19 protein-coding genes are annotated in these 18916 nt (G+C 75.1%); 6 read left to right on the top strand and 13 right to left on the bottom strand.

Annotated elements, in window-relative coordinates:
- Positions 1 to 99: 99 nt before the first annotated feature.
- Both ACZ6ZT_RS03010 and ACZ6ZT_RS03005 read left to right on the top strand, forming a co-directional pair.
- Positions 100 to 2085, top strand: coding sequence for an ATP-binding cassette domain-containing protein (locus ACZ6ZT_RS03010; RefSeq protein ID WP_469714925.1), 1986 nt, complete (start codon positions 100 to 102; stop codon positions 2083 to 2085).
- Positions 2082 to 3893 (top strand): ATP-binding cassette domain-containing protein, encoded by a 1812-nt coding sequence (locus ACZ6ZT_RS03005; RefSeq protein WP_469714923.1) that lies wholly within the window; start codon positions 2082 to 2084, stop codon positions 3891 to 3893. The genes ACZ6ZT_RS03010 and ACZ6ZT_RS03005 overlap by 4 nt, the downstream gene beginning before the upstream one ends.
- Positions 3894 to 3932: 39 nt before the next feature.
- On the opposite strand, the gene ACZ6ZT_RS03000 is transcribed toward ACZ6ZT_RS03005, so the two are convergent.
- On the bottom strand, positions 3933 to 4541 hold the full coding sequence (locus ACZ6ZT_RS03000; RefSeq protein WP_469714922.1) for a response regulator transcription factor: 609 nt from the start codon (positions 4539 to 4541) through the stop codon (positions 3933 to 3935).
- Between the two features lie 285 nt (positions 4542 to 4826).
- On the opposite strand from ACZ6ZT_RS03000, the gene ACZ6ZT_RS02995 reads away from it, so the two are divergent.
- The gene (locus ACZ6ZT_RS02995; protein WP_469714920.1) at positions 4827 to 5774 is read left to right on the top strand and encodes an alpha/beta fold hydrolase; all 948 of its coding nucleotides are present in this window, start codon (positions 4827 to 4829) and stop codon (positions 5772 to 5774) included.
- Positions 5775 to 5812: 38 nt separating this feature from the next.
- On the opposite strand, the gene ACZ6ZT_RS02990 is transcribed toward ACZ6ZT_RS02995, so the two are convergent.
- From ACZ6ZT_RS02990 to ACZ6ZT_RS02980, 3 genes are read right to left on the bottom strand one after another with little or no spacing between them, the layout of a single operon-like run.
- A complete protein-coding gene (locus ACZ6ZT_RS02990) occupies positions 5813 to 6472 on the bottom strand; it encodes an HAD-IA family hydrolase (RefSeq protein WP_469715034.1) in 660 nt (219 codons plus the stop codon).
- 49 nt (positions 6473 to 6521) lie between these two features.
- Positions 6522 to 6749: a ferredoxin gene (locus ACZ6ZT_RS02985; RefSeq protein ID WP_469714918.1), complete on the bottom strand. Its 228-nt coding sequence runs from the start codon at positions 6747 to 6749 to the stop codon at positions 6522 to 6524.
- The gene (locus ACZ6ZT_RS02980) at positions 6746 to 7939 is read right to left on the bottom strand and encodes a cytochrome P450 (RefSeq protein WP_469714916.1); all 1194 of its coding nucleotides are present in this window, start codon (positions 7937 to 7939) and stop codon (positions 6746 to 6748) included. The genes ACZ6ZT_RS02985 and ACZ6ZT_RS02980 overlap by 4 nt, the downstream gene beginning before the upstream one ends.
- A 113-nt stretch (positions 7940 to 8052) precedes the next feature.
- On the opposite strand from ACZ6ZT_RS02980, the gene ACZ6ZT_RS02975 reads away from it, so the two are divergent.
- On the top strand, positions 8053 to 8736 hold the full coding sequence (locus ACZ6ZT_RS02975; protein ID WP_469714914.1) for a TetR/AcrR family transcriptional regulator: 684 nt from the start codon (positions 8053 to 8055) through the stop codon (positions 8734 to 8736).
- A gap of 59 nt (positions 8737 to 8795) precedes the next feature.
- Here ACZ6ZT_RS02975 and ACZ6ZT_RS02970 read toward each other — a convergent pair whose 3' ends face one another.
- The 9 genes from ACZ6ZT_RS02970 to ACZ6ZT_RS02930 all read right to left on the bottom strand — a co-directional run bounded on the left by ACZ6ZT_RS02970 (position 8796) and on the right by ACZ6ZT_RS02930 (position 17528).
- Entirely contained in the window at positions 8796 to 9227 is a 432-nt protein-coding gene (locus ACZ6ZT_RS02970; protein ID WP_469714912.1) for a pyridoxamine 5'-phosphate oxidase family protein, read from the bottom strand.
- A gap of 83 nt (positions 9228 to 9310) precedes the next feature.
- A complete protein-coding gene (locus ACZ6ZT_RS02965) occupies positions 9311 to 10354 on the bottom strand; it encodes a terpene synthase family protein (protein WP_469714911.1) in 1044 nt (347 codons plus the stop codon).
- A gap of 168 nt (positions 10355 to 10522) precedes the next feature.
- Positions 10523 to 11893 carry an FAD-binding oxidoreductase gene (locus ACZ6ZT_RS02960; RefSeq protein WP_469714909.1) on the bottom strand — a complete coding sequence of 457 codons (1371 nt, stop codon included), beginning with the start codon at positions 11891 to 11893 and terminating at the stop codon, positions 10523 to 10525.
- A gap of 90 nt (positions 11894 to 11983) precedes the next feature.
- Positions 11984 to 12826, bottom strand: a complete 843-nt coding sequence (locus tag ACZ6ZT_RS02955; protein ID WP_469714907.1) for an SDR family oxidoreductase — start codon at positions 12824 to 12826, stop codon at positions 11984 to 11986.
- Positions 12827 to 13100: 274 nt separating this feature from the next.
- Entirely contained in the window at positions 13101 to 13694 is a 594-nt protein-coding gene (locus tag ACZ6ZT_RS02950; protein WP_469714906.1) for an NAD(P)H-dependent oxidoreductase, read from the bottom strand.
- A 163-nt stretch (positions 13695 to 13857) separates the two neighbouring features.
- Positions 13858 to 14520, bottom strand: coding sequence for an NAD(P)H-binding protein (locus ACZ6ZT_RS02945; protein ID WP_469714904.1), 663 nt, complete (start codon positions 14518 to 14520; stop codon positions 13858 to 13860).
- A 76-nt stretch (positions 14521 to 14596) separates the two neighbouring features.
- On the bottom strand, positions 14597 to 15241 hold the full coding sequence (locus ACZ6ZT_RS02940) for a GNAT family N-acetyltransferase (protein WP_469714903.1): 645 nt from the start codon (positions 15239 to 15241) through the stop codon (positions 14597 to 14599).
- 69 nt (positions 15242 to 15310) lie between these two features.
- Complete coding sequence (locus ACZ6ZT_RS02935) at positions 15311 to 16708, bottom strand: alpha/beta hydrolase family protein (RefSeq protein ID WP_469714902.1); 1398 nt, start codon at positions 16706 to 16708, stop codon at positions 15311 to 15313.
- A gap of 88 nt (positions 16709 to 16796) precedes the next feature.
- Complete coding sequence (locus ACZ6ZT_RS02930; protein ID WP_469714900.1) at positions 16797 to 17528, bottom strand: SDR family oxidoreductase; 732 nt, start codon at positions 17526 to 17528, stop codon at positions 16797 to 16799.
- A 147-nt stretch (positions 17529 to 17675) separates the two neighbouring features.
- On the opposite strand from ACZ6ZT_RS02930, the gene ACZ6ZT_RS02925 reads away from it, so the two are divergent.
- Together ACZ6ZT_RS02925 and ACZ6ZT_RS02920 are read left to right on the top strand one after the other, a co-directional pair.
- Positions 17676 to 18281 (top strand): TetR/AcrR family transcriptional regulator, encoded by a 606-nt coding sequence (locus ACZ6ZT_RS02925; RefSeq protein WP_469714899.1) that lies wholly within the window; start codon positions 17676 to 17678, stop codon positions 18279 to 18281.
- Positions 18282 to 18350: 69 nt separating this feature from the next.
- Positions 18351 to 18908, top strand: coding sequence for a pyridoxamine 5'-phosphate oxidase family protein (locus ACZ6ZT_RS02920; protein WP_469714898.1), 558 nt, complete (start codon positions 18351 to 18353; stop codon positions 18906 to 18908).
- The last annotated feature ends 8 nt before the right edge of the window (positions 18909 to 18916 follow it).

Here is an 18916-nt window from a genome sequence, read left to right as displayed (position 1 = left end):
CCCGGGCGGTTCACCGCCCGGGCCCGCACCACGTCCACGGACCACATCAGTGGGCCACGCCCGTGGACCACCCCGGAGCCACCCCTGGAGCCGCCGCCCATGACTGCGCCCGATCCCACCGGCGAGGCGGCGACCGCGCTCGGCGCCGACCGGGCGTTACGGGCGGCCGCGCGGCACAGCGCCGGCCGGCTCGCCGCCGTGTCCGCCTCCTCGGTGGCCGCCGCGGGGGCCGCCCTGGCCGAACCGGCCCTGCTCGGCCACACCCTCGACCTGCTGCTGCGGCAGGACCCCGTCGGCGCCCGCTGGACCGCGTGGTGCGCGGGGGTCATCGCCGCCGAGGTCCTGTTCGACGCGGCGACGGCGCGCCTCACCGGCGGCGTCGACGCCCGTTCCACCGCCCGGCTGCGCCGGCTCGGCCTCGCCCGGCTGCTGCGCACCGCCCCGCACCACGCCGCCCGCCACGCCCCCGGCGACGTCTCGGCCCGGCTGACCACGCACGCCACCGCCGCCGGAGCCGTACCGGCCGCCGCCGTGAGCGCGGCCGTCGCCCTGCTGCCCCCGCTCGGCGGGCTCGTGGCGCTCTTCCTCGTCGACATGTGGACCGCGCTGGCCTTCCTCGCCGGACTCCCGCTGCTCGCCGTGCTGTTGCGGACGTTCACCCGCGCGTCGGGCGCCAGCGTCGGCCGGTACCAGGAGGTGCAGCTCGCGATGGCCGGCCGCCTCCTGGAGGCCCTCGCGGGCGCCCGTACGATCGCCGCCGCCGGCACGGCCGAGCGCGAACAGGCCCGGGTGCTGGAGCGGTTGCCCGAGCTGGGCGCCGAAGGGCGGCGGACCTGGCGGATCTACGGCGCGACCATGGCACGGACCGGCGCCCTCATGCCGCTGCTGCTGTACGTGGTCCTCGGCGTCGGCGGGGTCCGCCTCGCGACGGGGGCCCTCGGCGTCGGCGGCCTCCTCGCGGCGGTCCGCTACGCGGGCCTCGCGGCCGGGGTCGGCGCCGTGACCGGACGGCTGGCGGCCGTGGTGCGCGGCCGTACGGCGGCCCGCCGCACGGCGGTCCTGTTCGGCCTGCCCGGACTCCCCCAGGGGGAAGGCCGGTTGCCGCCGGACGGCCCCGGCACCCTGGAACTGCGCGGCGTACGGGTCGACCGGGCGGGCACGGCGGTGCTGCGGGACGTGGACCTGCGGATCCCGGGCGGGACGACCACCGCCGTCGTCGGCCGCTCCGGCTCCGGCAAGTCGACGCTGGCGGCCGTCGCGGGCCGGCTCACCGCCTGCGACGCGGGAGAGGTACTGCTGGACGGCGTCCCGCTGGAGGAACTGTCTGCCGGGGAGCTGCGCCGCGAGGTGGGGCACGCCTTCGAGCGTCCGGCGCTGTTCGGGGCGGACGTCGGGGCCGCCCTGGCCTTCGGCGCCGGTCCGCCGCCCGGCCCGGCGGCCGTACGCGCCGCCGCCCGGGCGGCCGGAGCCGACGCCTTCGTCCGCCGCCTGCCGGAAGGCTACGGAACGGCGCTGCCCGACGCGCCGTTGTCCGGCGGGGAACTGCAACGCCTGGGCCTGGCCCGGGCGTTCTGCCGGGCCGGACGCCTGCTCGTCCTGGACGACGCCCTCTCCAGCCTGGACACCCTGACGGCACGGGAGGTGGAACGCGCCCTGACCGACACCGTCCGGCCCGGCACCCGCCTGGTCATCACGCACCGCGCCGCGACGGCCGCCCGCGCCGACCTCGTCGTCTGGCTCGACGCGGGCCGCGTCCGCGCCACGGGCACCCACGCCCGCCTGTGGCGCGACCCCGCCTACCGCTCGGTGTTCGCCGACACCCCCCGGCCGGGCCCGGAGCCGCCCACGAGGCCGGGGGCCGGAGCACCCGCGGAGGCGGCCGAGGGAGCGGGCGCCGGATCACCGGGCGCGGAACCGGACGCCGGGGCGATCCCCCAGCGGTGCCCCGGAACGGACGCCGGCCCGGCCGCGCGGCCGGACGGGGACGCGGGGGCGGGTGGGGGCTCGGGGGCGCCCGGCGGGGCGGACCGGGGTCCCGCACCGCGGGGCGTGCCGGAGCCGGGCGCGCGGGAGGCCGTGCGGTGAGCGAGTACGGCACCTGGCGTCGGGTGGCGGGTGAGGGGCGCCGGTTCCTGCGCGGGCAGGTCCGCCCGCTGCGGCGGCTCGCGCTCTGGTCGCTGCTGGAGTCCGCCCACACCTTCCTCGGCGGCTACGCGGTGGCCCGCGCCCTCGACGACGGTTTCCTCGCCGGCCGGACCGGCACCGGCGTCGGCTGGCTGGCCGTGGCCGCCGGGGGCGCCCTCGTCGGGGCCGTCGCCCTGCGCGGGGTGTTCGGCGGACTCGCTGACCTGGTCGAGCCGCTGCGGGACGGCCTGGTGCGGCGCGCCGTGCGCCAGGCGATCGGGCGGGCCGTCGCCGACCCGTGGCGCGCTGGTGACGAGGGTGCCGTCTCGCGGCTCACGCAGCAGACCGAGATGGCCCGGGACTCCTTCGCCGGACTGGTCCTCGTCGCCCGTTCGTTCGTCTTCACCGCCCTGGGCGCGCTGCTCGGGCTGGCCGCGCTGGCCCCCGTCCTGCTGGTCCTCGTCCTGCCCGCGCTGCTCCTCGGTACGGCCGGGTTCCTCGCCACGCTGCACCCGAGCGCGCGCGTCCAGCGTGCGGCGCTCGATGCCGACGAGGCGCTGTCCGCGCGTACCGGTGAGCTGGCGGCGGGGCTGCGCGACGTGGTGGCCTGCGGCGGCGGGGCGAGCGCCGGGGCGCCGGTGGAAGCTCTGATCGCCGAGCAGGAGCGGCTGACGCGGCGCCTCGCGCGGTGGACCGCCCTGCGGACGCTGAGCCTGGGCGTCGCGGGCCGGCTGCCGGTCGTCGTCCTGCTGGCCGGTACGCCCTGGCTGCTCGGGCGGGGGGTGAGCACGGGGGCGGTGGCCGGGGCCCTCACCTACCTCGTGCAGTCGCTGCTGCCCGCCCTGGACGCACTGATGACGGCCCTGGGCGCGGCGGGCACCCGCCTGCTGGTGGTCCTGGACCGGTTCTGCCTCCCCCGGCCGGCCCCGGCGCCGCCGGAGGAGCCCGCTCCCGCCACGGCGGCGGGCCCGGCCGTCGTCGTGGTGGAGCGGGGCGCTCCCGGTCCGGCGGCGCTTCCGGTGCCGCCGCCGCGCGCCCCCGCAGGGCCGGTGCCCGCCGTCGAGTTGCGGGGGGTCGGCTTCGCCTACGGGCCGGGGGCGCAGCCGGTGATCGACGGGCTCGATCTGGTGGTGGGGGCCGGTGAGCACCTGGCCGTGGTGGGGCCGAGCGGCATCGGCAAGTCCACGCTCACGGCCCTGATCGCCGGCCTGCTGCCGCCCGGCCGGGGGACCGTACGGGTGGCGGGCGGGCCCGCGCGGGGTGGCCCGGGGCGCGGTCCCGACCTCCGCCGGACGCTGCTGCCGCAGCAGGCGTACGTCTTCACGGGCACGGTCCGCGAGAACCTGACCCACCTCCTCCCCGGCCCGGTGCCCGGGGAGGAGGTGGAGCGGGCCGCCGCCGCCCTCGGGGCGGACGCGCTGATAGCCCGGCTCGGGGGACTGGACGCGGTCCTCGACCCGGGGCGGCTCTCCCCGGGCGAGCGGCAGCAGCTCGCCCTGGCCGCCGCCTACCTCTCCCCCGCCCCCCTGCTGCTGCTCGACGAGGCCACCTGCCACCTCGACCCCCTGGCCGAGGAACGCGCCGAGCGGGCGCTCGCCGAACGCCCCGGGGCCCTCGTGGTGGTCGCCCACCGCATCTCCTCGGCGGCCCGGGCCGACCGGGTCCTCGTACTCGACGGGACCCGGGCGGTGTGCGGCACGCATGCGGAGCTGCCGGCCAGGTCGCCCCTGTACCGGGATCTGGTGGGCTTGTGGAACGAGCGCGGGTGAGGCGCGGATGAGGCGGGGACGCGGATGCGGGCCGGCGGCTCAGACCCAGCCGGCCCGCCGGGATATCCGGATGGCGTCAACCCGGTTGCGGGCGCCGGTCTTGCGGGTCGCGGCGGCCATGTAGTTCCGTACGGTTCCGCTGGCGAGGTGCAGGGCGCGGGCGATCTCGGCGATCGAGTCGCCCTCGGCGGCTCGGGCCAGGACGCTCAGTTCGCGCGGGCTCAGCGGCATGGGATCGGCTTCCATGAAGGCGGAGGCGAGGGTGGCGTCGATGAAGCGTTCTCCCGCGGCGACCTTGCCGATGGCGCGGACCAGCCGGCCGGGCGAGCCGTCCTTGTCGACGTAGCCGAGGGCCTGGGCCTGGAAGGCGCGCCGCAGTGCGCCGGGGGTGTCGGCCCGGGCGAGGACGAGCAGGGGGGTGGGCGAGTGGGGCAGCAGGCGGACGGTGCCGGCGTCCGCGAGGAGGGCGGCCGACACCTCCGGACAGTCGAGGTCGACGACGGCGACGTCGGGTCGTAAGAACTCCGCCTGGCGGGCGGCGGTACGCCAGCCGGCGGAGGTGACTTCGAAGTCGCCCTCGGATCTCAGCAGTGCGGCCAGGGCGGACCGCACCAGGCACACGCTGTGCAGCACCAGGACCTTGGTCATCGGGGTTCCCCTCACGTGGCGATCGATCGGCACCAAGCGGGTGCCCAGCTACCGTAGGGAGAGAACGTGGCCGCGGGAGGCGTGCGGCGGCGTGTGGCCGAAGCCCTCGCTCCCCCCGGCGCACCGGCGAGCCGTCTCCACGGACGCGACCTCGGCGGACGTCGGTGGGCCGGTCGCGAAACCCGGCGGGCGGCGGCAAGCGGATGGGCTGATTCCGCCCACGTTTCGGCGCTGCGCGACCGTCCCGGGATGGCGGATGGGGCGCCTGAGGCGGAGGCTGGGGGTATGCGAGGGCGTGTACTCGGCGCGGCCGCCGCCGCGTCGGCGGCCGTCCTGCTGCTGGCGGCGACGCCCGGGCCGGGCGGCGGCGCGGACCCCGGGCGGCGGGTGGACATCGGCGGCGGGCGCGGTCTGTACCTGCACTGCGCGGGCTCCGGTAGCCCGACCGTGGTGCTGCTGTCCGGGCTGCACGACTCCGCCGACCCCTGGTCGCTGACCGACACCGTCCCGCCCGTACCGAAGGCCCCGGCGGTGCTGCCGGGCGTGGCCTCGTTCACCCGGGTGTGCGCCTACGACCGGCCGGGCACCATCCGCTACGCCGAGCCGCCCGCGCTCACCGACCGGAGCACGCCCGTACTGGGCACCCGCACGCTGGCCGCGATGGTCCGGGACCTGGACCGGGTGCTGACGGCCGGCCACATGCCGGGCCCCTACCTGCTGGTGGGGCACTCCTTCGGCGGGATGCTGGCCCTGCGGTACGCGCAGGAGCACCCGGGGCGGACCCGCGGGCTGGTCCTGGTCGACGCCCTGGGGCCCGGGCTCAAGCCCGCGATGGGCAGGGACTGGGCGGCGTACGTCCAGGCGCTGCGGCATCCGAGGACGCCGTTCGACGCGGATCCGGACTTCGAGCAGGTGGACATCGACGGCGGGGTCGCCGCCCTCGACCGCGGCGGCCCGCTCCCGCCGGTGCCGGTCGCGGTCCTCAGCAAGACGGCGCCCTTCGCGGCGCCGCCCGCCATGGCCAAGGACCTCCTCGCGAAGCTGGAGCGGGCCTGGCCCGGGGCGCAGCAGGCGTTGGTGAACCTGCGGCCGCGGACGCCGCACCTGCTGGCGACCGGCAGCGACCACTACGTCCAGGTCCACGACCCGGACCTGACGGTCGCGGCGGTCCGCCTGGTCGCGGACCGCGCGGCGACACTGCCCGCTCCGGCTCACGCCCCGCGGACCCCGTAGCCGCCTCCTCGGTGCGCTGTGGCGGTCGCGTTCGGCGTCTACACCGGTGTGCGGGCGGGGCGGGTCCCGTACGCGAAGGCGAGGATGTCGTCGGCCGCCTCGCGCAGACTGCCGAAGTGCCGGTGTACGCCCTCCACCGCGTCCGGCGTGTTCACCCCCCACACCGTCATCCCGGCGCGCAGCCCGGACCGTACGCCGGACGGGGCGTCCTCGATGACCAGGCAGTCCGCCGGCCGGGCCGCCAACCGCGCGGCGGCGCGCAGGTAGGGCACGGGCGACGGCTTGCCCTCCTCGACGGCGGCCGCGTCCACCAGGACCTCCGGAACGGGCAGACCGGTCCGGGCGAAGCGTCCGCGCACGCGGTGCTCGTAGTTCGAGGTCACCAGCGCCCAGCGGCCCGGCGGCAGGGCGCGCAGCAGCTCCGGCGCGCCGTCGAAGGCCGCGTAGACGCCCGACCGGACGTCCTCGTCCTCCAGTTCGTGCAGCGCGGCCAGGCACTCCGCCGGATCCCGGTCCGGGGCGACCTGTGCGAAGGTCTCCGCCGGCCGCGTCCGCAGTGCCACCCGGTGGACCTCGGCGGGATCCAGCCCGTACCGCCGCGCCCAGGTGTGCCAGACCCGGCGCTGGTTGTCGAGGGCGTCGATCAGGGTGCCGTCGACATCGAACAGGACGTACTTCGCCGCGCGGGGCGCGGGCATCTCGTCGGTCACGCCATGATCATGCCATCAGGCGCGCGCCTGCTCGCGGTCAGTCGGGGCGGGGGCCGATCACGCGGGTGCCGTCGTGGACCGTGATGGCCTGCGCGGGGCACATGTCGGCCGCCTCCAGGATCCGTTCCTCGGCGGCGACCCGGTCCGTGCGCGGCCGGGCGTGGTCGTCCTCCAGGACGAACACCTCGGGGGCGGTGCCCGCGCAGATGCCCGACCCCAGGCACAGTCCGGCGTCGACCCGTACGGTCCACGTCACGGCGCTCACCACCCGACCGGCATGACGCGCGGCCCGCGCACCAGCATCTCGGTCTTCCACGTGACGTCCCCCGCGAGCTTGAGCCCGGGGAAGCGCGCGAGCAGCGCCCCCAGAGCCTCCTGGAGCTCCATGCGGGCCAGCGGGGCGCCCAGGCAGTGGTGGACGCCGTGGCCGAAACCAAGGTGCTGGCCGGCCGGGCGCCGGATGTCGAGGGCCCCGGGGGCGGTGAAGCGCAGCGCGTCGCGGTTGGCGGCGCCGATCGCGACGAGCAGCGGGTCCCCGGCCCGGACGCGGGTGCCGCCGACCTCGATGTCCTCGGTGGCGTACCGGGCCTGGCTCGCGCCGCTGCCGAGCGGTACGAACCGCAGCAGTTCCTCCACGGCGTTCGCGATCAGGGCGGGGTCCCGGCGCAGCAGTGCGAGCTGGTCGGGGTGGTCGAGGAGGGTGAGGACGAAGTTGGGGATCTGGGAGGCCGTCGTCTCGTGCCCGGCCACCAGGACCGCCACGCACAGGTCGACGAGCTCCAGCTCGGAGAGCCGGTCGCCGTCGGCGTCGCGGGCCTCGATGAGGGCCGTCATCAGGTCGTCCCGGGGGTCGCGGCGGTGCGCCTCGATCAGCCCCGCCATGTAGGCGCGCAGTTCCTCGCGGCTGGCGTGGAACTCCTCGGCGGTGAGCGAGCTGGTCGAGAGCGCCGCGTCGCTCCACACCCGGAAGCGCGGCCGGTCCTCGACCGGGACGCCCAGCAGCCGGCAGATCACGGCCACCGGGACGGGCAGCGCGTAGCGGTCGACGAGGTCGGCCGGCGGGCCGGCCGCCTCCAGTTCGTCGAGCAGCCCTTCGGCGAGCGCGCGCACCTGGGGCCGGAGCTTCTCGACCTGCCGGACGGTGAACGCCTTGGCCACCAGGGACCGCAGGCGGGTGTGGTCGGGCGGGTCCATGCCCAGGATGCCGCTGTCGGTGCGGCCCTCGGACTGGCGGGGCTCGTCGTGGGCGGCGCCCGCCGCGCGGCTGAACCGCGCGTCGCCGAGCACGAGGCGGGCGTCCGCGTAGCGGGTGACCAGCCAGGCCGGTTCGCCGTACGGCATCTGTACGCGTAACAGGCCGGGCCGGTTGCGGACGCGCTCGTACTCCTCGGCGAGCTGGAGTCCCTCGGCGGTGTTGAAGGGGTAGGCGTGCGGGGTGGTGCCGGTGGTCGTCACTGCGGCCTCCCTGAGTGTAAGCAGCTGCTTACAAACCTAGGACGGGCCAACCCGCCGGTCAACGACGGTTTGTGGCCGTTATCCTGACGGGCCTTCCGAGAGGACCATCAGCCGTGGACGAACCCTTGCGACCGCAGCCCGCGGAGCGCCCCCGCAACGCCGCGGCCACCCGCCTGAAGCTGCTCGACGCGGCGGGTGAGCTGTTCGCCGAACGGGGCTACGAGCGCACCACGGTCCGGGCGATAGCCGAGCGCGCCGGAGTCAACCAGGCGCTGCTGTTCCGCTACTTCGGCTCCAAGCACGGGCTGCTGAGCGAGGTCATCGCCCGGGGAAGCCTGGAGCAGCTGCGCGCGACGGCGCCGGAGGACCTCTTCGAGACCGCCCTGCGCTCGATGCTCACGCGCAGTGCCCCGGGGGGCGACCGCTCCCTGGAGGTGTACCTGAGGTCCGTCGGGCGGGGCGACGAGGCGAGCGGGACGCTGCGGGAGCTGGGCGCGGAGTACCGGAAGGTGCTGTCGGGGCTCACCCCCTCCGGGGACGGGGACGGGGACGGGGGCGCGAGCAGCGAGGGGAGCGGGGACGGCGCGCTGCGGGCCGACCTGGCCATGGCCTGGCTGCTGGGCATCGGCCTGATGCGGACCGTCGCCGCCCGTGAGCCCCTGGCGAGCGCCGATCCGGACGAGGTGTGCCGGCTCGTACTGGCCACCCTCGACCGTTTCTGGACCATGCCGGCGCAGGCGCCGCGCCCGCCAGGGGACGGCGCCGCACCTCCCGCCGGTCCGGACGCGGGCCGCTGACCAGCGGCCCGCGCTCCGGTCGGCGGGTGAGGGGACGCGGGGATCAGGGGTCGGCCGCCTCAGACGCTGCCGAGGTCCGAACTCACCCACCGCTGCGGCCGCATGTGGATCACCACCTGCTCCCCGTGCTCCTTCCAGGCGAAGTCGACGTAGCCCTCGACCTTCTCCGCCGGCAGGTACCGGGAGGACATCTCCACCAGCAGCTCGCGCGTGCCCGGAGCCGTCGAGACGACCGGCCCCTCGACGGACACGTACCGGATCGTGGGCTCCAGCCGGTCCACCATCAGGGTGAACCGGCCCGCGGCCCGGATGAGTTCGGCCTTGCGCGAATCGCGGCCGGTCATGATCCAGACGTCGCCGCCGGGTGCGTAGTGGTACCAGATGGGGACCGTCAGCGGGGCGCGGTCGCCGTCCGCTCCCGCGTTCACCGCGAGGGCGGCGATGTGGGGCTCGGCGAGGAACTGCTCACGTTCTGTACTGGACAGGGCCATGGCACACTCCTTCGACAGCGGGATCCCCCGAGGGACCCCGTCACCGTGGAAACCTGCCCCGCGCCGGGCCCTTTCCTCGCGCGTCACCCGCCCGGCGCAGGCCGGGACGGCCGGTCGGCGTCCGTGCGCAGCACCCGGCCGAGGTAGCCGGGCCCCGAGGGCGGCACGACCTGGGGTGCGGTCCGGTAGCGCTGGGTTCCGGTCTGCCAGGCGTGGTAGCCGCTCATCCACGCGGCCATGACGCGGACGTATCCGGCGACGTCGGCCCGTTCCCGCTCACAGAGGGCGAGCTGCGCGCAGACGCCGGGCACCTGTCCGGCCAGGTCCTGGAACCGCAGCACGCGCCGGTCCACCTCGTGCCGGGCCGCGATGAGGGCTTCGGCGCGGGTGAGGTGCCGGGCCCGTTCGAGGACGAGGACGAGGTTGTCCATGTCGCCGCGGGCCTCCTCCTTCTCCAGGGAGTACACGTCGTTGCACATCAGGGTCACGTCGATGGCGGACCGGCGCATGATGCGCAGCTCGGGGCTGTGGAAGGCGGCCGGGGGGACGGTGACGCCGGCCGCGCGTTCGCCGAGCGAGAGGGGCAGGTCGGTGGCGGCGACGCCGCGCCGGACCTGGAGGTAGGCGTCGAGATCGGCCGGGGTGCCGCGCAGCCGGCCCCGCGCTTCGTGGGCCTGCGCGGCGAAGTAGTACTCCCATTCGTGCGCGGTACGGGCGGTCCAGGCGGGATGGGCGCCGTCGGCGGCGCGGGCCCGGATGTCGGCGAACGCCCTCGTGCACGGGTCCGCGCCGGGCGGCGGCGGGGCGCCGTGCGCCACGTCGATCAGCGTCCGGCACGCGCGGGCGGTCCCGGCGGGGTCGCGGCCGAGGGGGCCGTCGAACTGGTCGTCGAAGACGAAGAAGAACCCCATCGCGTCCGCGCACAGGTCCAGGGCCGGGCCCCGGGCGTGCGGGAAGCCGAGTGCGGCCAGGCGCGGCATGTCCCAGGAGACGTACCAGGCCAGGGACCGGTCGTCACCGACCAGGCCGGTACGGCGCACCCAGTCGAGGTTGTGCCGACGGGCGCTTTCGAGGTCGGGGCTGATCTCCGTGGCGGCGGGGAGGTCGAAGTCCATGTCCTGGGGCACGGGTCCTCCCGGAACCGTAGTGGGTGGCGCGGAGCAACCGCCCACCCTGCCCGGGCCGCCCGCGTCCGGGCAGGGGGCGCGCGGTGTGGCCCGACGCAACCACGCGCACCCCGTGTACCGTCGTGCGCCCCGTACGCCCTCCCGCGCTCCGGCACGCGCCGGTCTGGTTCAGGGCGTGATGTTCTGGTTGAAGTGGAACAGGTTGTCCGGGTCGTAGGCGCGCTTGACCGTCACCAGGCGGTCGTAGTTGCCCTTGTAGTTGGCCCGGATCCGGTCCTGGTCGTCGCCGGCCATGAAGTTGACGTATCCGCCCTCCTGCGAGTGCGGGGCGATCGCCTCGTAGTACTCGCGCACCCAGGCGGTGTTGGCCTCGTTGTCGGCGGGGTCGGGCCACATGCCGGCGATGACCGTCGCGAACGAGGCGTCGCGGTAGGCGAAGGCCGTCGCGTCCGGCGCGACGTCGTGGCAGGCGCCGTTGATCGGGTAGATGTGGACGGTCGAGTTGACGACGGGGACCCGGGGGCCGTGCCGCAGGTGCGCCTCGATCGCCTCGTCGGTGAGCTCGCCGGCGAAGTTGGCCTTCCAGTAGTGCTGGAGCCCCGGCGGGACGAGGCCGTCGAACGCGGCGTTCAGCGCCGGGTAGGGCATGGGTCCGACGTGCTCGGCGACCACGGGCGCGAAGGCGCGCAGCGGCTCCAGGGCGCGCTCGCCCTCCTCGACCGGGCCGGCCCAGCAGGCCACCATCAGGATGAACGGCTGCCCGTGCCGGTCCTCCGGGATGAACGGCAGCGGCGGCGCGATCTGGAAGGCGGGGAAGCAGCCCAGCTCGCGGGGCGCGTCGGCGATGAGGTCGCGGTAGCCGCGCAGCACGGCGCCCGCGTCGTCCAGTTCGTACAGGATCGGACCGCCGTAGACGTCGCCGACCGGGGCCAGCCGGAATTCGAGCGAGGTCACGGCCCCGAAGTTGCCGCCCCCGCCGCGCAGCGCCCAGTACAGGTCCTCGTTCTCGTCCTCGCTCGCCACCAGCAGCCGGCCGTCCGCCGTCACCACGTCCGCCGAGAGCAGGTTGTCGCAGCTCAGGCCCTGCCCGCGGGCGAGGTAGCCGATGCCGCCACCGAGGGTGAGGCCGCCGACACCGGTGGTGGAGATGATGCCGCCGGTCGTGGCCAGGCCGAAGATCTGGGTGGCCGCGTTGAAGTCGCCCCAGGTGGCTCCGCCCTCGGCGCGCGCCGTGCGCTCACCCGGATCGACCCGTACGCCCCGCATCCCGGACAGGTCGGCCACGACGCCGTCGTCGCAGGTCCCGAAGCCGGGCACGCTGTGGCTGCCGCCGCGGACGGCGAGGCCGAGCCCGTTCTCCCTGGCGTAGTCAACGGCCGCCATGAGATCGGCGGCGCCGGCGCAGTGCACGACGACCGCGGGCTTGCGGTCGATCATGGCGTTGTAGACCTTGCGCGCCTCGTCGTAGGCGCCGTCCTCGGGGGTGACGACCGTGCCGCGCACCCGTTCGCGCAACTGGTCGACGGAGATCTTTCCCATGGCCGATGCTCCTCGCGCCCGTACCGCGCACCGGCGGAGTCGCCGGGGAGCCGGGCCTCACTCCTCACGCTACGCCGATGGGGGCGGCCCTCAAGCCGAAGCCGGCGGCGGCGGGCCCTGGGCGAGGATCCTGGCCGCGGCGAACTCCTCGCGCGCCTCCTGCTCGGCCAGCTCCAGATACCCGTACGCGTCGTCGCCGACCGGGATCCGCAGGGGCGTGGGGGCGTCGGCTGCGACGACGGCCAGGACCCGTGCCGCGAAGTCCTCGGGGCGGCCCGTATCGGGGTGGTCAACGAGGCCGCGCGAGCCCTCGAGCATCGGGCGGTTGGTCGCGTCGTACGCGGGGACCCGGTGGCGCGCTTCGGTCATGGACGTGCCGTAGCGGGTGGCGTACATGCCCGGTTCGAGCACGGTGACCCGGATGTGGTGTGGAGCGGCTTCGACGGCCAGGGCCTGGCTCATGCCTTCGAGGGCGTGCTTGCCGGCGGTGTAGGCGCCCAGGCCGGGGAAGGCGATCCGGCCCACGACGGAGGAGACGTTGACGATGTGGCCGTGTCCCTGGGCCCGCATCAGCGGCAGGACGAGGCGGGTGAGCCGCCAGGGGCCCACGACCAGGGTCTCCAGCTGGTCGCGCAACTCGGCGTCCGAGACCTCTTCGACCGCGCCGAACAGTCCGACGGCGGCGTTGTTGACCAGGACGTCGATCCCGCCGAGGCGGTCGGCCGCGGTGCGGACGGCGTCCTCACAGGAGGCGGCGTCCCGCAGTTCGAGCGGGACCGGGATGATGCGGCCGGGCCAGGCGGCGGCCAGTTCCTCCAGGTCGGCGGTCTTGCGGGCGGTGACCACCAGTTCGTCCCCGGCCCGGGCCGCGGCGATGGCCAGCGCGCGCCCGAGGCCGGAGGAGCATCCCGTGACCAGCCAGCGTCTTCCCATGGTTCCCCCCGAGGTGAACGAGCCGAGCCGGGCCGGATGCCCGTGGCGGCCGCCGCGCCGGCCCGGGCTCGCGCGTGGCCGGTTCGCGACGGCAGTTCATGGTCGGGGCGGCCCGGGCCCCCGGTCATCCCACGTGCGGAGGCGCGCGGAGGCGCGCGGGCGCACGACCGGGCGCGCACGCGACCCGCCGGCAGCGGGAGCCGGCACCGTCCTCAGGGGTGACGGGCGCTCTCAGGCGAGGAGGGCCACCGTCGCCGCGCGGGCGTCCCCGCTCTCAGGCGAGGAGGGCCGCCGCCTCCCGGCGGGCGTCCTCCAGCCAGGCGGCGCGCTGCTCACCGGTCGAGTCGCCGACGGTCCGGAAGACCGTCCGGCGTACGTCGGACACGCCGACGTACGGCAGCACGCAGGCCGACCAGATCCGCTGGAGGGGGTCGCCGAACTCGTCCTCTTCCCGGTCGGCCGGCGTATCGGAGGTGTTCAGCACGAGCGCCCGCCCCGCCCGAAGGAGCCCCGCGGGTTCCCCTTCCGCGGTACCCAGCTTGTAGGCGACACCGGGCACGAGGACGCGCTGCACCCAGCCCGCGAGCACGGCGGGCGGCATGCCCCACCAGTTCGGGTGGACGAACGCCAGGGCGTCGAGGGCGGCCACCTCCGCCCGGTGGAGCGCCACGTGCGCGTCGGGTGCCCGCGCGGCCGACTCGACCGTCCCCGTCTCCTCGGCGGACAGCAGGGCCGTGAACCCCTCGGCGTACAGGTCGTGGGCCCGTACGTCGGCTCCCCCGGCCCGCAGTTCCGTCACCACCGCGTCGAACACGGCGTGGTTGAAGCTCCCCGGCCTCGGGTGGGCGAGGTAGACACCTATGCGCATGGTTCCCCCGGTTGACGCGGATACGGATGTCACGCGGACACCCGCCCCCCGCGCGCCCTCAGCCTCACACACGCCGGTGCCGCACCGCCCACCGCCCCCGTGCGCTCAAGTGGCGTGCGCCGCGCGGGGGTTCGTTCTGCCGCCGGGCCGGGGTGGGCGCACGTCAGTGGTCGGCCAGGGCGGAGATGGCGTCGTGGGTGTGGATGTGCGTGCCCGGGTTGGCGCCGTCCAGGGACGCGATCATGGCGGCCGCGAGGCGGTCGGCCGCGATCGGGCGGTACGGGCGCAGCGGTCCGGCCAGCAGCGGGCCGAGCGCGGAGGCCAGGGTCATCGTGGCGCGTTCGGCGGGCCGGCTCTCGGGGCGCTCGCCCAGCAGGAAGGAGGGCCGGAAGATCTCGGTGCTCCGGTATCCGAGGGCGATGACGTCCCGTTCGGTGTCGCCCTTGACGCGGAGGTAGAAGGTGCGGGAGGCGGGGTCGGCGCCCGCGGAGGAGCACAGGGCGATGCGCTGTGCTCCCGCCTTGAGGGCGAGGGCGGCGACCGCCACGGTGTAGTGCTGGTCGACCCTGCGGAAGGCCTCTTGTGAGCCGGCCTTCTTGATGGTGGTGCCCAGCGTGCAGTACACGTCGTCGGCGGCGGGCACCGAGGCCTCGTCGAGGGCGGAGAAGTCCACGAGGCGGACGTCGAGCTTGTCGTGGGCGTGTGCCGGGGGCCGGCGGACGAGGACCGTGACCCGGTCGTAGCGATCTCCCGCCAGCAGCCGGTCCAGCAGGAGGGTGCCGACGAGGCCGGTGGCTCCGGCGAGCAACGCGGTACGGGAGGCCATGACGGGCGCCTTTCGCGGCAGGGCACGCCGGGTGGGTGCCGGGTCCGGCCGTTGCCCGTGGCGGCTCCGACCGTGGTCAGGATGTCATGCGCGGCGCCTCGGGGCGGTCGAGGAAGGCCAGTACGGCCCGCTTCTCGGGGAGGTGGACCTCGGGCAGGTCGATCTCCGGGAGGAGGATCTCCCCCTGCTGGACGAAGCCGAGCCGGTTCAGCAGGGCGACGGCCTTGTCGTTGCGGGCGTCGGGTTCGCCCACCGCGCGCAGCACGGCCGGGTCGCGGAAGGTGAAGCGGATGAGCGCACCGAGCAGGGTACGGCTGAAGCCGGGCCGGGGCGGCCCGGCGGCGGGCGCCAGCATCAGGTGGACGCCGATGTCGCCCTCCCGTACCTCGTAGCACTCGCTGATGCGGTCCTCGGCCGGCTGGTACGTCTGGAACAGCGCCACCGGTTCGTCGTCCAGCCGGACCATGAAGGCGTGATGGGTGTCGCGGCGGTCCACGTCCTCGTAGATCTCCTGGACCAGCTCACGGCTGATGCCGTTCATCCCCCAGAACCGGGCGCGCTCCTCCAGGACCCAGGAGTGCAGCACGGCCGAGTCCGCCGCGGGGTCGACCGGGGTGAAGCGGACGGTGCCGAAGCCTTCGATGGTCTCGGTGCGGGCGTCCGGGCGCGGGGAGCCGGAGACGTGGGGGTCGGAGACGAGGGAGGCGGACTCGGGTCTCATGGGGTTCCTGTTTCTCGTACGTATTAGGTAAGGCTGCCCTAATCATACGGGCCGGTAGGGCGCATGGTCTCAACTGCCGGACAGGGTCTTCTGGAGCCAGTCGAAGACGACCTCGCAGTGCAGTTGCGGGGCCATCGGGGAGCAGTGGAGCTGCGCTCCCTCCGCCGCGGTCAGTTTCACGTAGTCCTTGGACGAGGTGAGCTTGTCGTACATCTGGCGTGGCTGCCCCGGGTAGAACTGCTCGCCCTCGTAGTCCAGTACCAGGGTGGGCGCCTTGATGCGGCCGACCACGGAGGTGACGGCGAGCGCCTGGATGCGGGTGGCGGGGGTGTAGAAGTCGGTGAACAGCTTGCCCTGGCGGGCTTCGAGCATGGCGTCGGCGGAGAAGGGCTCGAACCTCTTCTTCATCACGGCGGCGTCCTGTGGGGGCAGTTCGGGGGCGACCTCCTTGTTCCAGATGTCGTTGGTCTCCTGCTTGCCGGGGGTGAGGATCTTCCGGATCTCGGGCGGGAAGCCGAGCCACGGCTCGACGCAGCCCGGCATCGCCACCAGGGCCGCGATCCGGTGGTCGAAGGCCGCGGCGCGGGGGGCGAGGTCGCCGGCCATGCTCAGACCGGTCAGGGCGATCTTGCCGGTGTCCACGTCGGGGCGGGCGGACAGCCAGTCGATGAGGGGGCCGACGACCTTCTCCCAGGTCGGGGTGAACACCACGCGGTCGACGAAGAGCAGCTGCCCCTGACCCGGGCCGTCGTAGACGAGGGCGTTCCAGCCCCGCTGGAGGGCGGCCTGAACGCCGTACGTCCACATGTCGACGTTCTGCCCGTCGCTGCCGTTGGTCAGGATCACGGTGGGGCGGGGGGTGGGCGTCTCGTCGGGACGGAAGAACCACACCGGCAGGGGCGTCGAGCCGTAGGGGACGGTGGCCTTGACCGCGGCGGGCTCGCACAGGTCGCAGAAGGTGTCCCAGGCACCGCGCCCGGCCTTGTACAGCGCCTCCTCGCTGCCCGGGTCCTCGGAGCCGAGGACGAAGAACAGCGCCTGGCCGTAGTACTGGGCCGCGCGCAGTGCCCGGAACCGCCTCGTCTGGCCGTCCGCCGGTGCGCCGGGCGGGGGCCGCAGGAGCCGGTCACCGAGCGCGCGGAACGTCTGGACGTACGTCTGCGCGGACACGCCGGCCTGGTTGATCGCGTCGACGGCGGTGAGGACCTCGCCGACCTCGGCGGCGCCGGCGCCCGAGGCACCGAGCGCGAGGAGGCCGTTGAAGTTGTACGCCGGGTCCTTGAAGAGCGTCATCACGCCCGGGGTGAGGCCGGCCGGCCTGGGTGGGGCGGAGCCGCTGGGCGCCGGCGCGGCGGGCGCGCCCGGCGGGGCACAGCCCGCGGCGAGCACCGCCCCCGCGCCGGCACCGGCGACGAGCAGGGCACGGCGGGTCGGGCCGGACTCGGGGTCGTTCGGTAGGCGCGTCATACCGGCCGAACGTAGCCCCGCGCCGCCGCACCGACCTCCCGACTGCTCCGAACGGCCCCGTCCGCCGCATCGGGGACGGGGCGGCGCGTCAGGCCTGCGCCGTGGGGCGTACGACGATGTCGCCGACGTCGACGCCATCCGGCTGTTCGATGGCGAAGGCGATGGCGCGGGCCACCGCGTCCGGGGACAGGGCCGTCTCCATCATGGGGGCGATCCGGGCCTTCGCGTCCGCGCCCATGCGCTCGGTGAAGTCCGTACGGACGGCGCCGGGCGAGACGACGGTCACGCGCAGGCGGTCGCCGGCCTCCTGGCGCAGACCCTCGGAGAGGGTGCGTACGGCGTTCTTCGTGGCGGCGTAGACCGACTGGAGCGGCACGACGCGCAGCCCGGCGGTGGACACGGTGTTGACGAAGTGTCCGGAACCCTGCTCCCGGAAGACGGGGAGGGCCGCGGCGATCCCGTAGAGGACGCCCTTGAGGTTGACGTCGATCATCTCCTCCCAGTCCTCGACGCGCAGTTCGTCCAGCGGGGAGATCAGGCCGACCCCGGCATTGCTGACGAGGACGTCGAGCGCGCCGTACCGGCCGCGGGCCAGGGCGACCAGGCCGGCGAGGTCCGCGCGGCGCGTCACGTCCGTACGGACCCAGGCGGCTTCGCCGCCGGCCTCCGCGATGCGGGCCGCGACCGCTTCGAGGCGCTCCGGGCGGCGCGCGCCGAGGACGACCTTCGCGCCGCGCTCGGCGAGCAGGAGGGCGGTCGCCTCGCCGATTCCGCTGCCGGCGCCGGTGATGGCCACGACTTTGCCTTCGATTCCCGACATGGGGGTGGGTCCCTTCAGAGGAACGGAGTGAGGGCGGGGCGGGGCGGACCCGCCCTGCCCAGGAGTGAAAATGGAGGCGCCGCCACTTCACTGAAGAGTAAGTGGAGGCGCCTCCGCTTAGCAAGCCAGACAGGACGGGAGAGCCTCGTGGCCACTGATTCCGGACGCCCGCTCAGGGCCGACGCACGGCGCAACCGGGAGAAGATCCTGGCCGCCGCGGTGCGCGTGTTCAGCGAGGAGGGACTGGACGCGCACCTGGAGCGCGTCGCCCACGAGGCCGGCGTGGGGACCGGCACCCTCTACCGCAACTTCCCGACCCGGGATGCCCTGATCGAGGCGGCCTACCGCAACGAAGTGGCCCGGCTGTGCGACTCGGCCCCGGCCTTGCTGGCCGCCGCGCCTCCGCACGAGGCGCTGCGCACCTGGACGCGCCACTTCATCGACTACGCCACCGCCAAACTCGGCATGGCCGACGCCATGCGCGCCGTGCTCGCCGCCGGAAGCAACCCGTACGCCGACAGCCACGCGATGATCCAGGACGCCCTGGCCTCCCTCATGGAAGCGGGTACCGCCGCGGGGACGATCAGGTCGGACATCAGCGCGACCGACATGTTCGCCGCCCTCGCCGGCATCGCCCTCACCTCGGCCCGCCCCGAGCAGCGGGAGCAGGCCGAACGCCTCCTCGACCTCACCCTCGACGGTCTGCGCTCCGCACCGCCCCGGCCGCCCGGCGGCCGGGCGGGGCGGGCGTGATCCCCCGGCGCGGCGCGGGGCGCGGCGGCGGGCGGGCGGTCACCATGGGGCGGACGAAGGAGGTGCGCCTTGTCCGCACAGGGATCCGCGCAGCGGCCCACGACCGAACTGGACGCCCGCTACAGCTCCGCGCTCCACCCCCGCCCGGGCGCCGAGGACATCGCCCCCACCCCGTGGGACGAGGCCCAGCGGCACCTGGAGGCCGCCGAGATCTTCTGGGTCTCCACCGTCCGGCCCGACGGCCGGCTGCACGTCACCCCCGTGGTCGCCGCCTGGCACCGGGGGGTGCTCTACTTCTCCACCGGCCCGTCCGAGCAGAAGGCGAAGAACCTCGCCCACGACGGGCACTGCGCGCTGACCACCGGGGGCAACTCGCTCACCGCGGGGCTGGACCTCGTGGTCGAGGGGACGGCGGAGCGGGTCGCCGACCCGGCGGTGCTGGAGGAGGTGATCACGGCGTACGAGACGAAGTACGGGGCGCACATCACCTCCCCCGAGGGGACCTTCCACGGGATGTCGGAGGGGTTCCGCACGGGCGACGTGCTGGTGTTCGCGCTGGCCCCGGACACGGCGTACGGCTTCGGCCGGGACGACGGGGTCTACTCGCACACCCGGTGGACCTTCTGAGACGACGA

The organism is Streptomyces sp. NPDC102258, assembly GCF_055584685.1.
Note: the sequence above shows the minus strand (reverse complement) of the source record. Positions and strands in the feature narration are given on the sequence as shown.